Annotated in this window: 14 protein-coding genes and 1 pseudogene; 10 read left to right on the top strand and 5 right to left on the bottom strand. The window is 68.6% G+C overall.

Going from position 1 to position 15,556, the window contains the following annotated elements; translation table 11 throughout:
- The first annotated feature begins 92 nt into the window (after positions 1 to 92).
- The 6 genes from uvrA to DL519_RS19025 all read left to right on the top strand — a co-directional run bounded on the left by uvrA (position 93) and on the right by DL519_RS19025 (position 5,149).
- Positions 93 to 2,954 (top strand): excinuclease ABC subunit UvrA, encoded by a 2,862-nt coding sequence (uvrA, locus tag DL519_RS19050; RefSeq protein WP_190816773.1) that lies wholly within the window; start codon positions 93 to 95, stop codon positions 2,952 to 2,954.
- Positions 2,955 to 3,127: 173 nt separating this feature from the next.
- Positions 3,128 to 3,574 (top strand): SRPBCC family protein, encoded by a 447-nt coding sequence (locus tag DL519_RS19045; RefSeq protein ID WP_190816771.1) that lies wholly within the window; start codon positions 3,128 to 3,130, stop codon positions 3,572 to 3,574.
- Between the two features lie 77 nt (positions 3,575 to 3,651).
- Positions 3,652 to 4,020 (top strand): hypothetical protein, encoded by a 369-nt coding sequence (locus tag DL519_RS19040; RefSeq protein ID WP_190816769.1) that lies wholly within the window; start codon positions 3,652 to 3,654, stop codon positions 4,018 to 4,020.
- A gap of 52 nt (positions 4,021 to 4,072) precedes the next feature.
- Positions 4,073 to 4,405: a winged helix-turn-helix domain-containing protein gene (locus DL519_RS19035; protein ID WP_190816766.1), complete on the top strand. Its 333-nt coding sequence runs from the start codon at positions 4,073 to 4,075 to the stop codon at positions 4,403 to 4,405.
- Between the two features lie 10 nt (positions 4,406 to 4,415).
- Positions 4,416 to 4,634 (top strand): hypothetical protein, encoded by a 219-nt coding sequence (locus DL519_RS19030; RefSeq protein WP_190816764.1) that lies wholly within the window; start codon positions 4,416 to 4,418, stop codon positions 4,632 to 4,634.
- Positions 4,631 to 5,149 carry a YhfC family glutamic-type intramembrane protease gene (locus DL519_RS19025; protein ID WP_190816763.1) on the top strand — a complete coding sequence of 173 codons (519 nt, stop codon included), beginning with the start codon at positions 4,631 to 4,633 and terminating at the stop codon, positions 5,147 to 5,149. Before DL519_RS19030 ends, DL519_RS19025 begins: the two co-directional genes overlap by 4 nt.
- Before the next feature lie 406 nt (positions 5,150 to 5,555).
- Here DL519_RS19025 and DL519_RS19020 read toward each other — a convergent pair whose 3' ends face one another.
- The 3 genes and pseudogenes from DL519_RS19020 to DL519_RS19010 form a co-directional block, all read right to left on the bottom strand.
- Entirely contained in the window at positions 5,556 to 8,009 is a 2,454-nt protein-coding gene (locus DL519_RS19020; RefSeq protein ID WP_223839253.1) for a type 1 periplasmic-binding domain-containing protein, read from the bottom strand.
- A gap of 111 nt (positions 8,010 to 8,120) precedes the next feature.
- Positions 8,121 to 9,700, bottom strand: a pseudogene (locus DL519_RS19015) (family 20 glycosylhydrolase).
- A gap of 51 nt (positions 9,701 to 9,751) precedes the next feature.
- Positions 9,752 to 10,231, bottom strand: coding sequence for an NUDIX domain-containing protein (locus tag DL519_RS19010; protein WP_190816759.1), 480 nt, complete (start codon positions 10,229 to 10,231; stop codon positions 9,752 to 9,754).
- 131 nt (positions 10,232 to 10,362) lie between these two features.
- Here DL519_RS19010 and DL519_RS19005 point away from each other — a divergent pair, with 131 nt between their 5' ends.
- Positions 10,363 to 11,394, top strand: coding sequence for a DNA polymerase IV (locus DL519_RS19005; RefSeq protein ID WP_190824066.1), 1,032 nt, complete (start codon positions 10,363 to 10,365; stop codon positions 11,392 to 11,394).
- Between the two features lie 166 nt (positions 11,395 to 11,560).
- On the opposite strand, the gene DL519_RS19000 is transcribed toward DL519_RS19005, so the two are convergent.
- Positions 11,561 to 12,652 (bottom strand): IS630 family transposase, encoded by a 1,092-nt coding sequence (locus tag DL519_RS19000; RefSeq protein ID WP_190816757.1) that lies wholly within the window; start codon positions 12,650 to 12,652, stop codon positions 11,561 to 11,563.
- 545 nt (positions 12,653 to 13,197) lie between these two features.
- Between DL519_RS19000 and DL519_RS18995 the strand changes: the two genes are divergently transcribed.
- Positions 13,198 to 14,064 carry a universal stress protein gene (locus DL519_RS18995; RefSeq protein ID WP_190816755.1) on the top strand — a complete coding sequence of 289 codons (867 nt, stop codon included), beginning with the start codon at positions 13,198 to 13,200 and terminating at the stop codon, positions 14,062 to 14,064.
- 303 nt (positions 14,065 to 14,367) lie between these two features.
- Here the strand turns inward: DL519_RS18995 and mftR are convergent, their stop codons facing one another.
- Positions 14,368 to 14,934 carry a mycofactocin system transcriptional regulator gene (mftR, locus tag DL519_RS18990; RefSeq protein WP_263399668.1) on the bottom strand — a complete coding sequence of 189 codons (567 nt, stop codon included), beginning with the start codon at positions 14,932 to 14,934 and terminating at the stop codon, positions 14,368 to 14,370.
- A 155-nt stretch (positions 14,935 to 15,089) separates the two neighbouring features.
- Here mftR and mftA point away from each other — a divergent pair, with 155 nt between their 5' ends.
- Both mftA and mftB read left to right on the top strand, forming a co-directional pair.
- On the top strand, positions 15,090 to 15,197 hold the full coding sequence (mftA, locus tag DL519_RS18985; protein WP_190816751.1) for a mycofactocin precursor MftA: 108 nt from the start codon (positions 15,090 to 15,092) through the stop codon (positions 15,195 to 15,197).
- A 2-nt stretch (positions 15,198 to 15,199) separates the two neighbouring features.
- Positions 15,200 to 15,472: a mycofactocin biosynthesis chaperone MftB gene (gene mftB, locus DL519_RS18980; RefSeq protein ID WP_223839251.1), complete on the top strand. Its 273-nt coding sequence runs from the start codon at positions 15,200 to 15,202 to the stop codon at positions 15,470 to 15,472.
- The last annotated feature ends 84 nt before the right edge of the window (positions 15,473 to 15,556 follow it).

The raw sequence follows: 15,556 nt of genomic DNA, 5'->3' as shown, positions 1-15,556 counted from the left end.
AGCATGGGCGGGCGACGTCGCGTACCTGCCGATGCACTGCTTGCAGCCGGCGCGCGTCCACGTCAACGCCAGAACTTTTCGAAGGGATCACAGTGGCTGACCGCCTTGTCGTTCGCGGCGCCCGTGAGCACAACCTGCGCGGGATCGACCTCGACCTGCCCCGTGACAGCCTGATCGTGTTCACCGGGCTGTCGGGCTCCGGGAAGTCGAGCCTGGCCTTCGACACCATCTTCGCGGAGGGGCAGCGCCGCTACGTTGAGTCGCTGTCTGCCTACGCCCGGCAGTTCCTCGGTCAGATGGACAAGCCCGATGTGGACTTCATCGAGGGCCTGTCCCCGGCGGTGTCGATCGACCAGAAGTCCACCAACCGCAACCCGCGGTCGACGGTGGGCACCATCACCGAGGTGTACGACTACCTGCGACTGCTGTACGCGCGGGCGGGCAAGGCGCACTGCCCGACCTGCGGCGAACCGATCAGCAAGCAGACCCCGCAGCAGATCGTCGACCAGGTGCTGGAGATGCCCGACCGGGCCAAGTTCCAGGTGCTGGCCCCGGTCGTGCGCGGGCGCAAGGGCGAGTACGCCGACCTGTTCGAGCAGCTGCAGTCGCAGGGCTACGCGCGTGCCCGCATCGACGGCGTGGTGCACTCGCTGGACGCGCCGCCGAAGCTGAAGAAGCAGGAGAAGCACGACATCGCGGTGGTCATCGACCGCCTCACCGTGAAGGCCAGCGGGAAACAGCGGCTGACCGACTCGGTGGAGACCGCGCTGCGGCTGGCAGACGGCCTGGTGCTGATCGAGTTCATCGACCTCGACGAGGACGATCCGAACCGGGAGCGGAAGTTCTCCGAGAACCTGGCCTGCCCCAACAGCCACCCGCTGGGCGTGGACGAGCTGGAACCGCGGTCGTTCTCGTTCAACTCGCCCTACGGCGCCTGCCCGGAATGCGTGGGGCTGGGCATCCGCAAGGAGGTCGACCCCGAGCTGGTCGTGCCGGACGAGGACCTGTCGCTGGCCGACGGCGCGATCGCTCCGTGGGCGGGCGGGCACACCGCGGAGTACTTCACCCGCCTGCTGACCTCGCTGTCGGAGGCCATCGGCTTCCGGATGGACGCGCCGTGGCGGCAGCTGTCCACCAAGGTCAAGAAGGCGGTGCTGCACGGCACCAACGACCAGGTGCACGTCCGGTACAAGAACCGCTACGGGCGGACCCGCTCCTACTACGCCAACTACGAGGGCGTCATCCCGTTCCTGGAGCGGCGGCTGGAGCAGACCGAGTCCGACTACGCCCGCGAGAAGTACGAGGGCTACATGCGGGACGTGCCGTGCCCGGCGTGCGACGGCACCCGGCTCAAGCCGGAGATCCTGGCCGTGACGATGGCGAACGACGAGTTCGGCGAGCTGTCCATCGCCGAGGTCAGCGCGCTGAGCGTGAGCGCGTGCGCCGCGTTCCTGAACGGGCTGGTGCTCGGGCCGCGCGAGCAGATGATCGCCGGGCGGGTCCTCAAGGAAGTTCAGGCGCGGCTGGGCTTCCTGCTCGACGTCGGCCTGGACTACCTGTCGCTGGACCGCGCGGCCGGGACGCTCTCGGGCGGCGAGGCGCAGCGCATCCGGCTGGCCACCCAGATCGGTTCGGGCCTGGTCGGCGTGCTGTATGTGCTGGACGAGCCGTCGATCGGGTTGCACCAGCGGGACAACCACCGGCTGCTGGAGACGCTCAGCCGGCTGCGGGACCTGGGCAACACCCTGATCGTCGTCGAGCATGACGAGGACACCGTGCGCAGCGCGGACTGGGTGGTCGACATCGGCCCCGGTGCGGGCGAGCACGGCGGCCAGGTCGTCCACAGCGGGCCCTACAAGGCGTTGCTGGACAACAAGAAGTCCCTGACCGGTGACTACCTGGCCGGGCGCAAGCAGATCCCGCTGCCCGCGGTTCGGCGCCCGCGCGACCGCAAGCGGCAGCTGACGGTGGTCGGGGCGCGCGAGCACAACCTCCGCAAGATCGACGTGTCGTTCCCGCTGGGCTGTCTGGTGGCGGTCACCGGCGTGTCCGGATCGGGCAAGTCGACGCTGGTCAACGACATCCTCGCGTCGGTGCTGGCGAACAAGCTCAACGGAGCCCGGCAGGTGCCCGGCCGGCACACCCGGATCAAGGGCCTGGAGCACGTCGACAAGCTGGTGCAGGTCGACCAGTCGCCGATCGGCCGCACCCCGCGGTCGAACCCGGCCACCTACACCGGCGTGTTCGACCACATCCGCAAGCTGTTCGCGGCGACCACCGAGGCGAAGGTGCGCGGCTACCAGCCGGGCCGGTTCTCGTTCAACGTCAAGGGCGGCCGGTGCGAGTCGTGCGCGGGCGACGGCACGCTGAAGATCGAGATGAACTTCCTGCCGGACGTGTACGTGCCGTGCGAGGTGTGCAAGGGCGCCCGGTACAACCGGGAGACCCTGGAGGTGCACTACAAGGGCAAGACGATCGCCGAGGTCCTCGACATGCCGATCGAGGAGGCCGCGCACTTCTTCGAGCCGATCAACGCGATCCACCGGCACCTGAAGACGCTGGTGGACGTCGGTCTGGGCTACGTGCGGCTCGGGCAGCCAGCGCCGACGCTCTCCGGCGGTGAGGCGCAGCGCGTGAAGCTGGCGAGCGAGCTGCAGAAGCGGTCCACCGGCAAGACGGTCTACATCCTCGACGAGCCGACCACCGGGTTGCACTTCGAGGACATCCGCAAGCTGCTCGGCGTGATCAACGGTCTGGTGGAAAAGGGCAACACGGTGATCGTGATCGAGCACAACCTGGATGTCATCAAGACGTCGGACTGGGTGCTGGACATGGGCCCGGAGGGCGGCTCGGGCGGCGGCACCCTCGTCGCCGAGGGCACCCCGGAGGAGCTGGCCGAGGTCGACGAGAGCCACACGGGCCGCTTCCTCGCCCCGGTGCTGTCCGGAGACTGAGCTGTCGTGAGCGCGAATGCGGCCTCGACGCCGTGTTCGCGCTCACGACCGCGGCCGGGCGAGGAGATGCCGCTTCCGTGCGTGCTTTTAGGTGCTATCGCGCCTGAAAGCACGCACGGGTCGCTCGGTTTGCCGTTTCGGGTTCGTTACCCGGGGCGATTACGTTCGGCGGCATGGTGCACAACGAGTTCTCGGTTTCGGGCAGCGTGGTCGTGGAGGCTCCGCCGGAGGCGGTGTTCGCGGTGCTGGCGGATCCGCGCAAGCATTCGGTTATCGACGGTTCCGGCACGGTGCAGGGGGAGATGAGCGGTCCGCAGCGGCTGGTGCTCGGATCCAAGTTCGGGATGCGGATGCGCAGGGGCGTCGGCTACCGGATCACCAACACCGTGGTGGAGTACGAGGAGAACCGGCTGATCGCGTGGCGGCACATGCTGCCCGGCCGGTGGCGGTACGAGCTGGCGCCGGAGGGCGACTCGGCGACCAGGGTCACCGAGACCTACGACTACACCGCGATGATGCCGAAGCTGGTGGCCCGCACCGGCTTGCCCAAGCAGAACCAGCGGTCGATCGACGCCACCCTGCAGCGCCTCAAGGTATACGTGGAGGGCGAGCAGGGCTGACCTCCCCATCTGCGGAAAGTAGGTGCCCGTACGACATCTACTTGACAACTTGCAAAGTAGTTGCGAACCTGGCTGCCATGAACGAGGTGCAGGTTGAGGCCGCCGCGCAGCTGGCGCGCGCGGACCGGTTGGGGGCCGAGGCCCGTCGCGGCGGGCGCTGGTACGTGCGGTACTTGCTGGTGTTCGGGGTCGCTTCCTTCGTCCTGGCCGCGGTTTTCGCGTTCGTGGACAACTCGACCGCGGTCGTCGTGGGTACGCCGCTGTGGATCGTGTTCGTCGTCGGCATCTCCGTGTGGGCGGCAACCCGCAGGGTGGGGCTGCGCGGCTTCGGGGCGCTCACGGCATGGTCATGTCGGCGTGGACCTCGGCTTGGATCGCAACGGTCGTCGTCGGCGGCAATTGGATGTCCCAGGTGTGGCAGTGGTGGCTCGGCGGAGGGGTCGTGATGGCGGCGATCGCGTTCGTCGGCGCCGGTGTCGCGCACAGCCGGAGCAGGGGATGAGCGGCGGAGCGCATCCCCGGCACCAACTGAACGAGCTCATCCACTCGCCGGTGCGGTTCTCCATCGCCGCGACGCTCGCGGCGGTGGACCAGGCCGAGTTCAGGTACGTGCGCGACATCATCGAGGTCAGCGACTCGGTGCTCTCCAAGCAGGTGTCGACGCTGGAGGAAGCGGGCTACGTCAAGGTGAAGAAGGGGTACGTCGGCAAGCGCCCCCGCACCTGGCTCAGCCTCACGGCGAAGGGCCGCCGCGCGTACGAGGCGCACCTGGCGGCGCTGAGGGCGATCACCACGCAGCCGGTCGCGGAGCCGATCGGGGAGCGGAGCTGACGTGGGTGCCGTGAGCATCGCCGCGATCGCGGCGGAACTCGTCATCATGATCTGCGGCCCGGTCGCCGCGGCCATCTGGATCCGCCGGCGGTTCGCCGTGCCGGGCCGCGTTTTCTGGATCGCCGCGGGCTTCTTCCTCGTCAATCTCGTCGTCAACGTGCCGCTCGTGACGCTGCTGTGGCCGTCGCTGTTCGGTACAGGCAGCTGCTGCTCGCGGCGACCGCGATGACCTACGCGGTCTGCGAGGAGATCGCGCGGTACCTGAGCTTCCGCGCCGGCCGGAGCATGCGGGCCAACAGGACGGCAGCCGGCGCGCTCGCCGCCGGGGTCGGGCACGGCGGCGCGGATTCCGTCCTGTTCGGACTGCAATACGCCTTGGGGATGGCGGTCGTGTGGCTGCTGCCGCAGGCGTTGCCGTCCGGGGCGGCCGCGCGGCTGTCGGGCAGTCCGTGGTGGACGTTCCTGCTCACCGGGGTCGAGCGGCCCATCGCCATCGCCTGCCACGTCGGCTTCGCCGCGCTCATCGTGCTCGCCTACCGCAGGTCCGCGCTGTTCCTGCCGGTCGCGGTGGCCGCGCACTTCGTAGTCGACTTCGCCACATTCGGCTTGCAGGGCGTCGCCGGCGGCTTCTGGCACGACCTGCTCTTCTTGGCGTTCGCGATCGCCGCGGTGTTCGTGTTCCGCTGGGCACGCCGCAGCTGCCCGCGCGTCGAGGCACCCGAGACGCCGCAGCCCGTCCGCTGAACGCCTGCTGCGACGCCGACTCGGGTCCCGTTCGCAGCCTTCGGTCGGTCGGTCGCCCGCTCAAGTGTCGTGGTGGGTGACGCTCATTCCGGTTACTCGTGCGGCGAGTGTCCGGATTCCCTGGCTTATTCGGATCGACCGGAATTCGAGTTCTTTCCCAGAGGAGGCTTCATGTTGCGTCGTGCTGCGGCCGCGTTCCTGATGAGTGGCCTGGTGATGGCTGCTGCGGCAGCACCTGCAAGTGCGGTGGTAGACCCCCTGGCCCTCGTCGCATGTGCTTCGGAGTCCGTGACAGCGGTCTCCCCGGCTGACTTGACCGGCTGCCTCGCCCCATAGGACTGCGGCCTGAAGGGCACCTTGGAGCAACCTCGTTGCTCGAAGGTGCCTTTCACCGCTTTCTGGGCGATCACGGGGGGCATTGGCCGGTTTGGCGTGGGGTGCTCCCGCAGTGCATCACGAGTACGGGTTTGCGGTCGTTGGGCTGAGCGCTGTCCGGGCCCGCCTCCACGACTCGCATCACCGAGATCGCCTTGCGGACCGGGACCTGTCCGGCCGGGGCGCCGAAGTCGATGGCGCCGCTGTTCGCGCGGATACCGCCCGGGTTCTCGCCGAGCCGGGCGATCCCGTACCAGACGGCTTGGCCGTTCAGCGGTGTCGTGTCGACCTCCACCTGCTCGTCGGTCACCTTCCGCACCGCCTGCCGGACGAGGTCGACCGCGTCGAACGCGAGCAGTCCCCGCCCCACCAGGCCGTCGGTGCCTTCTTGCACGCGCAGGCCGGTGAAGTCGATGTAATCCAGCTGGACGCCGGGCGGCAGCTGGCGGTCGAGCAGGAACTTCGTCGTGTCGTCCCCGGCCATCAGACGTGGCCGCATCTTGGGGTCGACGCACTTGTCCTGCACCGTGTTCAGGTACTTCCCGAACTGGTCTGCCCTTCCGGAGAAGAAGACCAGCGAATCGGGACTGCACCGCACGGCGTCGGAGGGGTTGGAGCGCTGCGGGTCCACCAACCGCGCCGAATCCCCCAGCTGCGCCCCGATGTCCTCGGCCAGGTTCTTGCTGTAGAGGTCGCCTTCCTCGTAGTACACGGCGACGTCGTGGACGCCAATGTTGCGAACGTGTTGCGCGACGACCTGGGACTCCCAGAGATTGGTCGGCCCCACCTGGTGGTAAAGCCTGCTCAGCTTGGGGAAGTCGTCGGCCGAGGTCACCGTGCCGACCATGGTCAGCCCGCTGCGACCCAGCGTGCTGATCGCCTTCGCGGTCCCGTCCCAGCTGCCGCCCAGCCCGACGACCGCCACCACGGGCGGTTCGCCCGGCGACGTGCCCTTGGCGTATTCGACGATGCGCTCGGCGACGTCGGGAGCGTGGCTCATCGAGGCGCCGCCGTTGGCGAGCACGACCCGGATCGCCACGCCGCCGTCCAGCCGCGCCTTCTCCTGCGCCTTCGCCAAGCCCTCCAACTCGGCGGCGACTCCGTCCAGAGTCGACGAATCGGGGTCCTTGCCGGTGAGGGTGCTGAAGTAGACGACCGAGATGTAGGGCAGCGGCTGGTCCTGGTCCACCCGGTTCTTGCCTTCCGCCAGGTCGTTTTCGCCCTCGATCGCCTGCTGCGCGTCGATGAGCCGATTGCGCAGGTTCTCATCCTTGATGTCGCTGGAGAAGTGGTAACCAGGGTCGGCGATACCGACGCATTCGTCGCCAGCCGACCACAGATCGGTGTTGGTCCACGGCCACCAACTCCGGCCGCAGTGCTGCTGGTACTGCTGGAGGTATGCGGCGCCGCCGCCGAGGACCAGCAGGACCACCAGCAGGATCGGGATGCGCCGCAGCAGCTTCGAGCGCTTCAGCGGCAGGCTCGTCTGGCCCAGCGAAACACCGGGTTCGTCGTCCGCCGAATACGGCTCGCCGGCCACCCGCAGCGTCACGTACCAGGCGGTGGTCGAGCGCTTGCGCCGCGCTTCCTGCAGGGTCTCGGGCCAGCTTTCGAGGGTGGCCGGTGCGCTGGGCGTCTCGCTGTCCTGCAGCGGCTGCGCGCCGCTGCCGATCACCAGCAGCGGGTCGGGGACGCCGGTCTCGTTGCGGACGTCGTTGATGAGCCGCACCAGGATCTTGGCGGCGGTCTCATCCCCGAGGTTGCGCAGCAGCAGCACCGGGTAGCAGTCCTTGGGCACCCACTGCCACCGCCACAGCCTCCTGGTGTACGACTCGGCCAGGTCGGTCAGGAACGCGTGCACCAGGAGTTTCCGCACCTGTTCGGCGTTCTCCCAGCGCGATGGCGTGGTGATCAGGCGCTGGGCGAAGCTGGGGAAGTCCGCCGATTCGCGCGGGGACAGGTAGCGCTGCCGCATGAACCAGCGTGCGACGCGGCCCCGGCGTACCCACCACGCGTAGTAGAGCGGGAAGAACGTGAGCGAAAGCGCGAAGAGGTACCAGGGCAGGCTCTGGGCGGCCGACTCCCAGAGTGCGGCTTCCTGCTGGGGCTGCTGCCTATCCCGCCGGGGTCGGCGGCTTCGGAGGTATTCGCGCAGCAGCTGCCGGGTGTGCGAATGCGGGGCCTGGGCCAGGTTCGTCGGTGGCAAGTTCTTCTTCAGCAGCCAGCTCAGCAGCGCGTAGCGGCGGAAGCGCAGCCGGCCGATCCGCGGCCACGAGTCGGCGTCGCGCAGCCCTTGGGCCGCTTTGTCCAGTAGCTTCCGGATCTGCACCGACTTCTGCCGCGGGGTTTCGGCGGGCGTCCCGCCGACGTCCAGCCTCACGTGCGGCACGACGGTTCCGAGGTGGCCGGAGAGCTGATCGACGAGGGCACCGGAGTCGTTGTCGCGCAGCAGGTGGACGATCGGCTGGTCCGGGATCTTCTCCATGCGACGTCGCCTGATCCACCGCCGGTCGAGGCGCGATGGAAGCTGGGAGACCGGAACTCCCAGGCTCACCGATGCTTCCGTCATCCTCACCCCCGGTGATTGATCGATCATTCAATGCGACGTTACCGGGCGGGATGGCGGATTCACACCTGTTTCAAGGGTTTTCCCCGCGGCCCCGGCTACCTCGGTCGGCCGGGTACGCCGGGGCGGGTTTGCTACGGGTGCGGGCCGCCGAGCGGCCGTACTCGACGCCGAAGGCATCCAGGCGGGGCGAGTGGTGGTCGACCAGGCGCCGCCGGAAGTCCGCGAAGTCGCGGTCGGGGCTGCTTCAGGCGACCTCGGTGAACGCGGTCGGCCGGGGGGAGGCGGCGTAGTCCACGCGGCGCGGGGTGTCCAGGTGCTCGGTCCAGACCTGCGCTGCACGCCGAGCGCGCGCTCGGTCAGGGGCTCGTAGCCGTAGACGTCCTCCAAGGTGGTCAGGAAGCCGACGGGGATCGGCTCGTCGGGGTGGTCGGCCTGCCGGTGGTCGAAGTAGCGCCGGTGCTCGGGACACAGCACCACGTCGTGCCCGCGGTCCGCGGCGCGCGGCGCGGCCTGCTCGTCGCGCCAGGTCGCGATGATGGTCTGCGGCGGCAGCGGGTCCACTGCGTCCAGGATCTCGTCCCGGCCCGACGCCCGACGCCCGACGCCCGACGCCCTACGCCCGGCGAGTGGATGTGGTCGACGAGCGAGCGCAGGAAGACGCCGTGTTCCGGGGTCGTGCCCGGGACCTCCTCGCCGCCGATGCAGATCACCGGGGGGGGGGGGGGGGGGGGGACCTCGATCAGGTGGTCCAGGACGACGCGGTAGAAGTCCACTGTGGCCGGATCGGTGTTGAGGGTTTCGGCGCTGACGCCACAGGAATCCCAAATCTGGGGGCGCGCGCCGGTGCTGAGTTCCGGGTAGGCGGCGATGGCCGCCTGGCTGTGCCCGGGCACGTCGACCTCCGGGACCACGGTGATGTGGTGCCGGGCGGTGTGGGCGACGATCTCCCGCAGGTCCTCGGTGGTGTAGAAGCCGCCGTGCGGGCGGGAGTCGAACTCCGGCTCCTCGCCCCGGCCGACCATCGACCGCCGCCGCCAGGCGCCGGTGCGGGTCAGCTCGGGAAAGCGCTGCATCTCGACGCGCCAGCCCTGGTCGTCGGTCAGGTGCAGGACGTTGAGCTTGTGCACGGTCGGCAGCTCGACGAACCGGAGCACCTCGCGCTTGGGCGGGAAGTGCCGGGCCACGTCCAGGTGGCAGCCGCGCCAGGCGAACCGCGGCCGGTCCTCGACCCGGCTGCACGGCAGAAAGAACCATCCATAGTGGATCAATGCGACGCGGTAGGCGGACGGGTCGAGGAGCTGCCGCAGCCCCACGGTAGCCGTTGAGCACCATGTTCTGCCCGGCCACGCCGCCGAGAGGCTCAGCAGGTCCCCGTCGGGCCAGGGTTGCACCAGCGCGAGCCGGGGGTGCTTGCATTGGGTGCGGAATGTGCCGTCGAGGCCGGCGACCATGAACGTGCGGTCGTGTTCGAACCCGGTCGGCGATCTCGCCTGGCGCGGTGGATGTGGTACCCACTCCTCGGTCAGGAGGCGCCCTTGCTTCGTTTCGCACCGTCGGCCGAGCGTGCGGGAAGGGCTCGTCGCAGCGACTCTCGGCCGCGACCCCATGCGGATACCGCACAGCCTGCCCGACGCCGAAGCCCGTCGTCAACGCAGTTCTCATGGCAGGCGGCCGGAGGCGCGCAGCAGGTCGAGCAGTCGGTCGACGAACTCGGCTTGGGCAGGGTTGAGCTTCTCGCGGGCGGTTCCCGGGTCGCACCACAGGGCGCGGTCGACCTCCGGGAAGCTCTGGCGGCGGCCCGACTTCGGCGGCCACTCCATCTCGAACTCGTTGCTGCGCAGGGCTTTCGCATCGAAATCGCCCTCGACGGCCCAGGCCGTCACAAGTTTGCCGTTGCGCTGCTTCACCTCGCCGAGCGGCGAGAGCTCGCGGTCGGTCAACGGCATGCCGGTCTCCTCGGCGAACTCGCGGGTGGCCGCGGCCAGCGCGTCCTCGTCCGGCTCGTGCTCGCCCTTGGGGATGGACCATGCCCCGGCGTCCTTCTTCTTCCAGAACGGACCGCCCGGGTGCACGACGAGGACCTGCGGTGATCCGTCCTCGATCTTGAACAGCAGGATGCCGGCGCTTCGTTTGCTCACCCCACCAGTGTCACGCACCCGGCTGTTACCGAAGCACGGTGTCCGAAGCGGATGGTCGCGCCGGACACGTGGTTCGGGTCCGTCGGCGAGCCGCTCTGGCGGAATTCGTGAAATCCGTCGATGCTGGCAGCGTGGAACGGGTCGTGCTGCACGTGGATCTCGATCAGTTCATCGTCGCGGTCGAGCTGCTGCGACATCCCGAGCTGCGGGGACGGCCGGTGCTCGTCGGCGGGTCCGGCGACCCGAAGGAGCGCGGCGTGGTGGCCGGGGCGTCCTACGAGGCGCGGGAGTTCGGGGTCCGCTCCGGGACACCACTGCGCACTGCGGCAGCCCGTTGCCCGGAGGCGGTGTTCCTGCCCGCCGACCGCGAGACCTACCTCGTCGCGTCCGCCGACGTGATGGCGGCGCTGCGGGAGGTCGGCGGCATCCTGGAGGTCGCGGGGTGGGACGAGGCGTTCATGCTGGTCGACACCGAGGACGCCGAGTTCACCGCGCGATCGGTGCAGCGGCACGTGCGGGAACGCACCGCCCTGGCGTGCTCGGTGGGCATCGGCGACAACAAGCTCCGCGCGAAACTGGCCTCCGGGTTGGCCAAACCCGCCGGGGTGTTCCGGCTGGACGTGTCCAACTGGGTCGAGGTGATGGCGTCGCGTCCGACGGACGCGTTGTGGGGCGTCGGGGCGAAGACGGCGAAGAAGCTCGCGGCGCGCGGCATCGCCACCGTCGGCGACCTGGCGCGGACCGCGATGGCCGACCTCGTGGGCGAATTCGGCCCCAACATCGGGCCCTGGCTCGTCGCGCTCGCGCACGGCTATGACTCGACGCCGGTCACCGACGAGCCCTACCAGGCGCGCTCGCACGGCCGTGAGGTCACCTTCCAGAAGGACCTCTGCGACGAAGCCGAGATGCGCTCGGAGATCACCCGCCTGTCGCGCGTCGTCGCCGATGACCTGGCAGTCGAGGACGCCCTGGCCCGCAGGGTCGTGGTGAAGGTGCGCGATTCCCGCTTCGCCACCCACACCCACGGAGTGTCGCTCCCGGCCCCCACCCGCGAAGCCGACGCCATCGAGCGCGCCGCCCAGACCGCACTCGGCCGGTTCCCGCTGGACCGCCCGGTCCGCCTGCTCGGCGTCCGCGCCGAGATCGCCCGCACGGCAAGCTGAAGCGAACGGCCTGTTCGCCTCACTAGGAGCCTGTTGCGTTTTCGGCGAAAACGGCTGAACCGAAGTACCAAATCAGTCTCGATCGCCGCCGTTTGTCCGCCAGTGGCCATCTCAGCCGTGATCGATCGATCACGGTCCGTGGTGGGCGTAATTTTGCAACAGGCTCCTAGTGTCCTGCGCCGGAGATTCGTTGACAATATGATCGGAGTGACTCCAAGATCTCATCAGCGCTCTTCGTCCAGATGAACGGCCGGGGATCGTTGTTCCACTCGTCGATCCAGTTGCGGATATCGGCCTCGAGTGCCTGGACGCTGGTGTGCACGCCGCGTTGCAGGAGTTTGGTGGTCAATTCGCCGAACCAGCGTTCGACCTGGTTGATCCAGGACGATCCGGTCGGGATGAAGTGGATTTGGAATCGAGGATGCTTCGCTAGCCATTTCTGGATGATCTCAGTTTTGTGGGTGGCGTAGTTGTCACAAATGACATGGACGCCTAACTCCGCCGGTACGGTCTTGTCGATCTTGGTGAGAAATTTGCGGAACTCGACCGAGCGGTGCCGGCGGTGCAGCGAGGAGATGACCTTGCCGGTGGCGATGTCGAAGGCGGCGAACAGGCTGGTGACGCCGTGACGGACGTAGTCGTGGGTGCGGCGTTCGGGCATGCCGGGCATCATCGGCAACACCGGCTGGGACCTCTCCAGTGCTTGCACCTGGGATTTCTCATCGGTGCATAGCACCACTGCGTTCTCGGGCGGGTTCATATACAGGCCGACGACGTTACGGACCTTCTCGATGAACTGCGGATCGGTAGAGAGCTTGAATGTGTCGGCCAAGTGGGGTTTAAGGTTGAACGCTTTCCAGATCCGTCCCACGGTCGATTTACTCAGCCCGGAACGCTTCGCCATCGATGTACGCGACCAATGCGTCGCGTTGTTCGGTTTCTCTTCCAACGTCGAGACGACCACCTTCTCCACCTGTTCGTCGGTGATCTTCCGCGGCGCGCCTGGGCGATCCTCGTCGACCAACCCCTTCAGTCGTCGCTGGACAAACCGCGACCGCCACTTGCCCACCGTCGGCCGCGCCACCCGCAACTGCTCGGCGACATCCACATTGGACAAACCATCGGCGCATGCCAGCACAATCCGACACCGCAACGCCAAAGCCTGCGAACTCTTCGCCCGCCGAGCCCAACGCTGCAACGTCGAACGCTCATCGTCGGTCAGCACCAACTCAGCCTTCGGCCGCCCAGTCCTCGCCATTCCCGCAGTATAGCCATTTCGACCATGAATTTCCGGTGCAGGACACTAGGTGGCGCGAACGGTCCGTTCGCTTCAGACCTCTGGTGCGCGTTCTGTGAGGGCCTTGTTCAGCAGGTGGGCCAGGGGGTAGTCGACGAGGCTGCGCATCGCCAGCGCATCGACTCGGCGAGCTCGCCGGGCATCTGCTGGGTGACCCCACCGCGCTCGACATCACCGACCACGCCTGATCCCGGTTCCGCCAGCCAGGTACCGATCGTGCTCTTGGCCGCTGCAGAGCGTGTTCCGGAATGTGTTGGTTGAAGCGAACGGACCGTTCGTGCCGCTATGAGGCTTTGCGTTTTCGACCAAACGGCCGAACGGCCATGTACCGCGAGCTGTCCTTCAACGACCCGCACACCGACGTCGCGCAGCTCGGCGAGCTCGCCGACCGCAACACCGAGCTGCTCGTCGCCGGGCGCATGCCGACCCGCTGAGTTCCGGCGAGCGGGTCCGGGCGGGCTGGACCACCCTGGTGCTGTGATGCGGACAGCACCGGGGAGGCGGGCATGAGCGGCAGTCCAGTGATCGTGGGCGTCGACGGTTCGGCGGTCGCGCGGAACGCGGCCCGCTGGGCGGCGTGGGAGGCGGCGCGGCGCGGGGTCGATCTCCGAATCGTCTACGCGGACGCGACCGCCCAACCCGTGCTGGGCGAAGCTGACCCGGCGCCCGTCCGCAGCGAGGTCGCGCACTGGCTGGACGCCGCCGTCGAGAGCGCGCGCGAGCAGGCGCCGGAGGTGTCCGTCGCAGCCGCGTCCGTGCCGGGCACGGCGGAGAAGGTGCTGATCGCGGAGTCCGAGCGCACCGGGCTCTTGGTGGTGGGTGATCGCGGTTTCGGCGGCTTCACCGGCCTGCTCGCCGGTGCCGTCGCGCTGAAGGTGGCCGCGCACGCGCACTGCGCGGTGGCGGTCGTGCCGGATGTCGGTGAGCCGCTGCGCTTCCCGGTGACCGGCCCGGTCGTGGCCGGGGTGGACGACGCCGCGTCGGCAGACCCCGTGCTGGAGCACGCCTTCGCGGTGGCCGCCTCCCGGGCTGTGCCGCTGCACGTCGTGCACACCTGGGAAGTGGTCGGGATCGATCTCAAGTGGCTGCGCACCCGGCTGCCCGAGCAGGAGGTCAGCGAGAACGAGGAGCGGTACGTCGCCGAGGTCCTGGCGGGCTGGGGGGAGCGGTTCCCCGACGTCGAGGTGCTGCGGTTCGTCGGCCGCGAATCACCGACCGCGGAGCTGCTCGCCCGCGCGGCGGCTGCGCAGCTCGTGGTGGTGGGCGCGCGCGGCCGCGGCGGCGTCGCCGGTGCCCACCTGGGCTCGACCAGCCACAAGCTGATCCACCACTCGCCCTGCCCGGTCCTGGTCGTCCGCAACATCGCGCGCTGAAAATGCCTTTCGTCGCAACGAGTTCGAGGTCCGGCAGGCTCAGGGGATCGCCCCTCGACTGCGTCACCCGGTATTTCCATGCTCGGGAAGCCATACGTGACTTGAACGCCATTCGACGATGAGTGGGATATGACCCCGGCGTCTCCGGTTTCAAGGAGGGCGACCACGGGCATCGGCGGCGTCGGCATCACGCCGCGCAGGGTCCCGCGGCGGCGCGCGCTACGTGGTCGCGGTCGACCCGGTCGCGTTCAAGCGGGAGAAGGCAGCGACTACTGATCCGGGCCGATGCGGGGCGGCCGGACGTCACTGGGCGTCCGGCCGCCCGAATGCTGCGGCCAGTTCGCGCATCGCGGTGTCGAGCAGTTCGGTGAGTTCGGAATCGGTTCTGCCGAGCCACTGTTCGTAGGCGGCGATGGCGACGCCGAGCGTGGCGTGGGCGATGGCCTGCGGCGTGAGGTTGTCCTCGGGCTGGCCGAGGCGTTCGCCGACGAATTCGGCGATGACCTGCCGCCAGGCCTGGAACCGCAGCGTCGAGTGGGCCTGCAAGGCGGGCACCCCGAGGATGAGCTGCATCCGGTGGCGGTGCGCCGGAACCTGCTCCGGGGCGACCCGGTTGAACTCGACCAGGCAGTGGCGGATCGCGTCCATCAGCGGGGTTTCCGGCGGCGCGGCGTGGAAGTCCGCGCGCATCCGGTCCAGTTCACCGTCGAAGTCGCCCCACGGGACGTCGTTCTTCGACGGGAAGTAGTGGAAGAACGTCCGCCGAGCGATGCCCGCCGCGCGGGCGATGTCGGCGACGGTGGTGTTCTCGAAGCCGTGTTCGTCGAAGAGTTCGAACGCGACCTGCTCCAGCTCGGCGGCGGTGGTCACCTTCCGTCGACCACCGGGGCGGTGGGCTGCGCCAATGGTGTTGTGCCCCAAAGGATGCATCTCCAGGTCTTTCAAAATGCACTCGGTGCAAATATGGTAGCCGAAGTGGCCAGGGCGGCCGACTCGGTTCGGCCCTCATCGACGAGGAGCATCGCATGGCTGATGAACAGCACGAGATGGGCACTGCCGCAGCGGAGCCGGCGGTCGAAGAGGACCTGCTGGTCGAAGAGGTCTCGATCGACGGGATGTGCGGGGTCTACTAGCGGTGGCCGGTGCAGCGGAATTCGATCCGAGTCGCGGTTACCGGCTGAACCCGCAGGTCGCGTTGCGCCCCGAGCCGTTCGGGGCGCTCGCGTACCACTTCGGCAACCGCAAGCTGTCGTTCCTGAAGGTTCCCGAGCTGGTGGACCTGGTGCGCGGGCTCGCCGAGCACGCCAGCGTCGAGGACGCCCTGCTGGACGTCCCGGCGGAGCGCCGGGCGCAGTTCCGGCGGGCGCTGTCCTCGCTGGCGGCTACGGACATGATCCGGCCCCGATGAGCGGTGGCGATTTCGCGCGAAATCGCCACCGCCCCTGCACCGGAAGCGTCGATTTCGCGCGAAATCGACGCTTCCGCACCCGAC

Source organism: Saccharopolyspora pogona (assembly GCF_014697215.1).
Lineage (GTDB): Bacteria > Actinomycetota > Actinomycetes > Mycobacteriales > Pseudonocardiaceae > Saccharopolyspora > Saccharopolyspora hattusasensis.
Note: the sequence above shows the minus strand (reverse complement) of the source record. Positions and strands in the feature narration are given on the sequence as shown.